Source organism: Rhodococcus chondri (genome assembly GCF_036327435.1).
In the GTDB taxonomy this organism is placed as follows: Bacteria; Actinomycetota; Actinomycetes; order Mycobacteriales; family Mycobacteriaceae; genus Rhodococcus; species Rhodococcus chondri.
In genome coordinates, this window is the sequence record NZ_JAUZMZ010000213.1 from 1 (window position 1) to 7,254 (window position 7,254).

The following is a 7,254-nucleotide window of genomic DNA, read 5'->3' on the forward strand; positions in this document are numbered from 1 at the left end:
GCCGAGCATCGCCCCGCTTGGATTCCAACCCGAGAAGGGAAGCTGTATCTGTGTGATCAAGGATGTCTACTCGAACCGGACCGTCGGCTATTCGATAAGCGACCAGGCGACGCAGGCACTTCCCGGCCCGCCGCCCGCGACCTTGATGATCGCGATCGCGCTTCAGCCCTCCAAGATCCGTGCGATCGAGGCGAGCGTCGAGGGGATACCCTCCCGAGCAGCCTGTTCACGTGCGGCGATCTCGTCTGGCGCCTCGGACCCGAAACGCTCGTGGAAGAACTCCTGCCCGGCCGCGGGCAACTCCCAGGTCTCCGTCAGTTCCGTGCCGGCATCCGCGGGCTTCATCAGATAACCCCAACGCACCAGGCCAGGGCCGACCGACCACGCAAACTCGCGGCCCGGGTCGGCGACGACGATCTCCGAGCGTGTCTGCCAGGTGCGGTCCGGGGTCACGTTCCGGCCAGTGAAAAAGGCACCGACCTCAGGTCCCTGGCCCGGGTCCCACCAGCACTCCGCGCACACCGGCGACCACTCGCCGGTGCGGGTCACGTCGGACACAAGCGCGTACACCTGCTCCGGAGTGGCGCGCACGACAATAGAGGACTGGAAGGTCAAGGACGTGGTCTGCATAGGCACCATCCTGCCTTCCTCCGACGGAGATCGCAGGGCGGCTCGATCCCCGGCCTCTGCGGTACTCGTCCCACGACCGCCACCCCGCGTTCACGACCGAATACCTGACAAGCACAACCTGCACGGCCGCGTGCGCGCCGGCGTCGGTCGTAACCCGCGCCGCTCTCGCCGAACCATCGCCGGGCGAACTCGTCGACATCCGTGGCGAAATCCTCTCAGGCCGGCACTGACCAGTCCGAACCTTGCCGCCCGTCCCACCGGGGCGGGTTCGCTTCTCTCGCCTTCCTGGTCCGTCCCGAGCCGGGGTGACCCAATTCCCACCGCTCCCATGACCCGACGCTGCAGTGGCGATTCGATGGTCTCGGATCTCACGTGTCGGCTGATTCGCCCGGATAAGCTGAATAACAGGCGAAGAATGGACCGGTGTGGGGCTCGAGGCGCCGATAACGCCGCTGCTCCCAGCCTTTGATCTCTGGAGGAAGCATGACCGAGTCACAGCAGGATCCGAACCAAGAGGAAGGCCAAGAAGGCCCGGCGGACGGCGGCGCGGTCGGCGTCCCGGGCGTTCACGACGGCGGAGCCGACGGCGGAGCCGACGGCGGAGCGGATGGCGGAGCCGACGGCGGTGCTGATGGCGGAGCCGACGGCGGAGCTGATGGCGGAGCTGATGGTGGAGCTGATGGTGGTGCCGGAATAGGCAGCTAGGTGTGAGTACCCCTCGTACCGGCACCCAGGACTCCGGCGTCGAGACCGGGGCCGGAGTCCTGGAAACACGGCTGATCGATATCGGCCGCGAGAAGTTCGCGTGCGAGGTCTGGGGTCGCACACCGTTGCTTACGCGTCGCGCCGGCGACTTCTGCGATCTGTTCTCTGCCGAGGCAGTTGACGAGCTGATCTCGCGCCGTGGACTCCGCACACCCTTTCTCCGCGTGGCCAAGGACGGGGCGACACTTCCCGACTCGTCATTTACCTCTCCCGCCGGCGTGGGCGCCACCATCGCCGACCAGCTCGACGACACGATGCTGTGGCGCAGATTCGCCGACGGTGCCACCCTCGTCCTGCAAGCTTTGCACCGCACATGGGAACCGGTCTCGCAGTTCAGCACCGAGCTGAGCACCGAGCTCGGACATCCGGTCCAGGTCAATGCCTACATCACTCCACCCCAGAACCGAGGATTCGACGACCACTACGACGTCCACGACGTCTTCATCGTGCAGATCGCGGGAACCAAACGGTGGGTGATCCACGACCCGGTCCATCCGGCGCCGCTGCGCCATCAACCCTGGACCGATCACCGCTTCGCCGTCGCCCGAGCCGCGACAACGCCGGCGTGGCTCGACACCCTCCTCGAACCCGGCGATTGTCTTTACCTGCCGCGCGGCTGGATACATGCCGCCCAGACACAAGGTGAGGTCTCCATCCATCTCACTGTCGGCGTCCACAGCTGGACGCGCTATGCCCTGGCCGAACAACTGACCCAGGCCGCGCTGGCCGCACTGGGCGACGATCCCGAGATGCGCCGTACGCTGCCCCTGGGCCTCGATGAGCCCGGTGATGAAATCGACGCTGTCCGTAGGCGTCTGGCTGCCGCCGTAGCCGAGATCGATCCCACGTCCTTGTTCCAGCACCTCCGGCGGGAACAGGGACGTCCGGCGCCGCTGGGGCCACTGGCCCAACTCGCCGCCGTCCGCGATCTTCGCCCCGACACGGCGGTGCGACTTCGCGGTGCGCTGCAAGCACGGCTGGAAGGCTCACACCTGGTCACGCGCGTGGGCCCGTTCCCCGTGCCGGAGAGTGATTTGCCGTGTGTCATGCGCCTCCTCGACGGCGAGACCCACCTGGCGAAGACCCTGGGAATCGACCTGGTCGAACGACTGTTACGCGCGGGGGTCCTCGTCCCTGCGGAACAGTGAGGGTGCGTCATGCCTGCTGTGGAACGCTTTTTCTGTGCAGACGGCGCCCGAAGGCGCGGTGATCCGATGGCAGGCACAGCCCCACGCGGCTTCGTCTGGATTCTCATCGAGTACAGAGGCCGGTGGCCACTCAACGGCTTCGACGGCCTCGGTCTCGAGGCTGCGACCAAGGCCCTTGTGTTTTCCGCGGCGCAGACGGCGCGTGCGCGAATACTGCTGGTGAGGCGCCCGGGCCGGCGTCGCCGCGAAGGGCCCGACCGTTGGGCGGTGCTGCGCCACGAGGATTCCGGTGTCTTTCGTCAGCAGTGGGGAACGTGGAGTCGTGATGAGGATCTGGCGCAGATCGCCACCGCCCTCGGCGTTCCCGGACACCTCGGTGGCCCGTCCGTCCTTCTGGTCTGCACTCATGGTCAGCACGATCCGTGTTGTGCCGTACGTGGACGGCCCGTGGCACGTGCCCTGGCACAGCGCTGGCCGGAGCAGGTGTGGGAATGCACGCACGTAGGCGGGGACAGGTTCGCAGCCAATGTCGTCATCGTGCCCGACGGTGTCTACTACGGCGGTCTCGATGCCGAATCGTCCGTCGTCACGGTCGAAGAACACTTCTCCGGCCGTATCCACTCCGAGCATCTGCGCGGATACACCGATCTGCTCCCGCCTCATCAGGCCGCGGTCGCGGCCACACTCCGACGCTTCGGCCCGGCCGGGCGCAGTGATTACACGATCGCCGAGAGCTTCCGCGACGGTGACCTCTGGCGGATCCGCATCACCGGCCGCTCACCCCACCCGCGGTGTGTCGATGTCGAATTGCAGGCCCATCGCTCCCCACCATGCCAATTGACTTGCCGCGGAGCGGCAATGAATTCGGTCATGGTCTACGAACTCACCTCGATCCGCACAGCTTGAAAGGGACGGACCGGCCGAACGCCGCGTCCCCAACCGCCTTCAAGCCTGTGATGAGTCGCCCCCACCGCGAGATGGCCGCCGCCCGACCTGTCCTCTCGAAGACCGGCTGATCGAGATCGCCCTCGAACTCCCGCGGGAGAAACAGAACCCTGATCACACCACTAGTTGGATTCGGCCACAAAGGAAGAGGCAGTACGCAACACTGAGGGGCAAAATCCGAGAGGGCTGCCATGCCTCCATCGACACCCTTCGGTGCCGTCGCACGAATAGGAATCGCGCTCACCGCGACGGTCCTCGCCGTCACGGCCTGCGCGAGCGTCGATACCACCTCCGCCGTAGAGGATTCGCCGGAGACCACGACCGGCGCTTCCGGCGACATCCCAGATGCCGCAGCACAGATCATGGCCGCACCGGAGTACCGGACCGCCCGCTGGCTCTTCCACATCGTCGATCCCGAGAACGGCGCAGTACTGCTGTCACAACGCCCGGACGAAATGGTGTTCACCGGATCGACAGCCAAAGAATTCACGCTCGGCACCGTGTACGACACGATCGGCCCGGACACCACCCTGACCACCCCGGTGTACGCAACGCAGGCCCCGGTGAACGGAGCCGTGTCAGGCGATCTCGTGCTGGTGGCATCGGGCGATCTCGCGCTCGGCGGTCGCGGAGCGACGGACGGGCGGGTCGACGAAACATTCACCGCCGACACCATCGACCACGTGTACGGCGACCTCGCCCTGAACGCCACGACCGTGCCGGACGATCCGCTCGCCGGGCTCGACGCGCTCGCCCGGCAGGTCACCGACGCCGGCATCACCCGCGTCGACGGTGACGTCGTGATCGACACCCGGATCTGGGACACCTACCAGGGTCAGGAAGGCCCGGTGCCGTCGGTGTTCGTCAACGACAACATCCTCGACATCACCGTCACCGCGGACGGCGACACCGTCACCGCCGAGACCCGGCCCCGAACACAGGCATACGCCGTCGAGTCGACGGTAACCGTCGGTGACGAGGCGTCGCTGACCGTCGACGTGGATCCGGCGAATCCCCGGCGGCTGACCGTGTCCGGCACAATCACCGCCGACTCGTCGCAACTGACCATCTACCGCGTACCCGATGCCGCCGAATGGGCTCGCACACTCTTCACCGAAGCCCTCGACCGCGCGGGGGTGACGGTAGCGGCGCCCGCGGTGGGACCGAACAATGAGGCCGGCCTGCCCGCGCCCGACAGCTATCCCGACAACAGCCGGGTCGCGTCCCTCGAGTCGCCACCGCTGAAGACTTTCGGGTCGATGATCCTCCAGACCAGCTACAACACCGGTGCCAACGCGATGCTGTGCCTGCTCGCAGCGCGTGCCGGCTCTACCAACTGTGAGGACGGGCTCTCCTCGATCCGCTCGGTGATCGACAAATCCGATGTGGACGGCGCCGACGTGATCCTCGTCGACGGACAGGGCGCCGATCCTGCGTCGACGACACCGCGGCAGATGACCGGATGGATGATGTGGGCCAGACAGCAGCCCTGGGGCGACGACCTGATCGCCGGGCAACCGGTGCTCGGGGAGAGCGGCACCCTCGCATCGGTCGGCGCCGACAGCCCCGCGGTGGGTAAGGTCGCCGCGAAGACCGGTACCAGCGCGGCACTCGACCCGGTGACCGGGCGGCTTCTCTACAACGTGCAGAGCCTGGCCGGTTACCTCTTCCGCGACGACGGCACCCCCTTGGTGTTCGCGCTGTCGATGAGCGGCGGGACGTTCGAGGACTTTTCCGCCGGACTGACCCAGGCCGGCGACGACGTCGGAATGGTCGCGGCCGCGTTTGCGGAGAAATTCGCGTCATGACACGGGTGAAGCAGCGCCACGCCGAGAAAATCTCCGGATCCCGGAAGCATCGGCCTGTGATCGGGATTCGACGAGGCGACGCAGCGAGTCCAGAAGGCGAGTCCAGAAATGGGTCAGCGGATTTCTTCGACCACGCTCGTGCCCTTTTCCGGACGTGATTCCCAGGCCCAGCTCTCTTCGAGGCGTATGCGTCCGTCGCAGAGCACCTCGATCCGGCTGTCGCAGACTCCGCTCGCGGCAGTGCCGTCAACACTGAGGTGGACATAGCGGAAGTGCAGACGCTCGCCGTTACGTGTCCCGACGAGGAAACCCCGCACTATCTCTCCGCCGTCGTAATCGGCCCAGATGACAGTGTCGTCCTGGCGGTACCGAAAGCGGGTGGCGCCACTGACCTGCCCGGCGGACGAGTTGCTGACACCTGCGAACATCCGGGCGTCCAGGTCGATAGTGGATGGCGAACGGTGTGCGGCAGCAGCAGTGTCAGTGGTCATCCCGGCACCATAACGAAGACCTGCCAGGGAGTATCCGGAGACTTCACCATGAGGTGAACGCTGCTCCCCCGGTGAGGACAGCGTTCACCTGCGAGCGTCGAGTTGCATGACGGCGTCGCGGTCAGAACCCCATATCCATCCAAGAGAATGTGATTGACACCTCACCGGGATCGCTGCTAGACAAGTGCCCAGCATCCACTGACGGCCGAGGTGACCATGACCGCTGCGAGGCCCTCCTACTCCGGCTATGTCGGCACCCGCATCAACCGGGTCGAAGACCCCCGCCTGCTGACCGGCGCCGGATCGTTCGTCGACGACGTGACGCGCCCCGGGATGTTGCATGCACACTTCGTGCGCAGTCCGATCGCGCGCGGACGCATCACCGGCCTCGACGTCTCCGCGGCGCTCGCACTGGACGGGGTACACGCCGTCTATGTCGCCGCCGACCTCAATCCCGGTGTTCACGAGCAGAAGTACGGGCTCGACGGCCCGTACGTACCGAGCGCGAACTGGCCTCCGCTGGCCGAGGACGAAGTGCGTTTCGTCGGCGATCCGGTCGCGCTGGTCGTGGCCCGCGACCGCTACATCGCCGAGGACGCTGCCGAACTCGTCGAGATCGATTACGAGGTACTGCCGCCGGTCGTCGACTACGTCACCGCAGAGGAGTCCGGCGAACTCGTCCACGCCGACAAACCGGGCAACATCGCGGCCGCACTGGGTGGCCCGCCGCCCGAAGAACTCGCGAGAACCTTCGACGAGGCGTCTCACGTCGTCCGGCAAACCATCCACCAGCAGGCGTATATCGCCGTTCCCATGGAAACACGCGGACTGGTCGTCGAATGGTCTTCCTCCGCAAGGGAAATGACCGTATGGGCGTCCACGCAGTCACCGCACGAGCTCCGTGGCTTCTGCGCTCGCCTGCTGGGCCTCGACGAACACCGCGTGCGGGTCACCATGCGCGACACCGGAGGCGGATTCGGACAGAAGGTCGCGCCGCAGCGCGAAGACATCTGCGTCATGCTCGCCGCGACCAAACTCCCGGTCGCGCTGAAGTGGATCGAAGACCGGCAGGAGCACATGATGTCGGCCGGAATGGCACGACAGGAGCACGGCGACGCGCGCTTCGCGTTCGACGACGACGGGAAGATTCTCGCCGCCGCCCTCGATCACGTACAGAACGTGGGTTCGTACCCGGTTCCGTCCCCCCTGACCGCCGGTGCCGTGGTCGGGATGCTGTTCCCCGGCCCCTACCGGGTTCCGGCCGCGACCTTCACCATGAAGTTGCTCTACTCGAACACGGTCGGGCGGGTCGCGTATCGCGGACCGTGGCAGTTCGAGTCCAGGGCGCCGTAGTTGTTGATTAGCGACCCCGTGAGCTGGGGTTTTCGTTTTATTCGAGGTGCTGTCCGGGCCGGTGGAGCGGGCATGGGGACAGGGATTGATCATGGGTGTGTCTTACGCATCCAA

The 7,254-nt window shown here is 66.2% G+C and carries 5 protein-coding genes and 1 pseudogene; 4 read left to right on the forward strand and 2 right to left on the reverse strand.

Features of this window, described 5'->3' with window-relative positions; all coding sequences use genetic code 11:
* Nucleotides 1-162 precede the first annotated feature (162 nt).
* Nucleotides 163-639: an SRPBCC family protein gene (locus Q8814_RS23185; protein ID WP_330154326.1), complete on the reverse strand. Its 477-nt coding sequence runs from the start codon at nucleotides 637-639 to the stop codon at nucleotides 163-165.
* A gap of 698 nt (nucleotides 640-1,337) precedes the next feature.
* On the opposite strand from Q8814_RS23185, the gene Q8814_RS23190 reads away from it, so the two are divergent.
* From Q8814_RS23190 to dacB, 3 genes are all read left to right on the forward strand, one after another.
* Nucleotides 1,338-2,543 (forward strand): cupin domain-containing protein, encoded by a 1,206-nt coding sequence (locus Q8814_RS23190; RefSeq protein WP_330154327.1) that lies wholly within the window; start codon nucleotides 1,338-1,340, stop codon nucleotides 2,541-2,543.
* Between the two features lie 66 nt (nucleotides 2,544-2,609).
* Nucleotides 2,610-3,449, forward strand: a complete 840-nt coding sequence (locus tag Q8814_RS23195; RefSeq protein ID WP_330154328.1) for a sucrase ferredoxin — start codon at nucleotides 2,610-2,612, stop codon at nucleotides 3,447-3,449.
* Nucleotides 3,450-3,679: 230 nt separating this feature from the next.
* Nucleotides 3,680-5,296: a D-alanyl-D-alanine carboxypeptidase/D-alanyl-D-alanine endopeptidase gene (gene dacB, locus Q8814_RS23200; RefSeq protein ID WP_330154329.1), complete on the forward strand. Its 1,617-nt coding sequence runs from the start codon at nucleotides 3,680-3,682 to the stop codon at nucleotides 5,294-5,296.
* Nucleotides 5,297-5,409: 113 nt separating this feature from the next.
* Here the strand turns inward: dacB and Q8814_RS23205 are convergent, their stop codons facing one another.
* Complete coding sequence (locus Q8814_RS23205; protein WP_330154330.1) at nucleotides 5,410-5,787, reverse strand: hypothetical protein; 378 nt, start codon at nucleotides 5,785-5,787, stop codon at nucleotides 5,410-5,412.
* 216 nt (nucleotides 5,788-6,003) lie between these two features.
* Here Q8814_RS23205 and Q8814_RS23210 point away from each other — a divergent pair.
* Nucleotides 6,004-7,134, forward strand: a pseudogene (locus Q8814_RS23210) (xanthine dehydrogenase family protein molybdopterin-binding subunit); the annotation flags it as partial.
* Nucleotides 7,135-7,254: the final 120 nt, after the last annotated feature.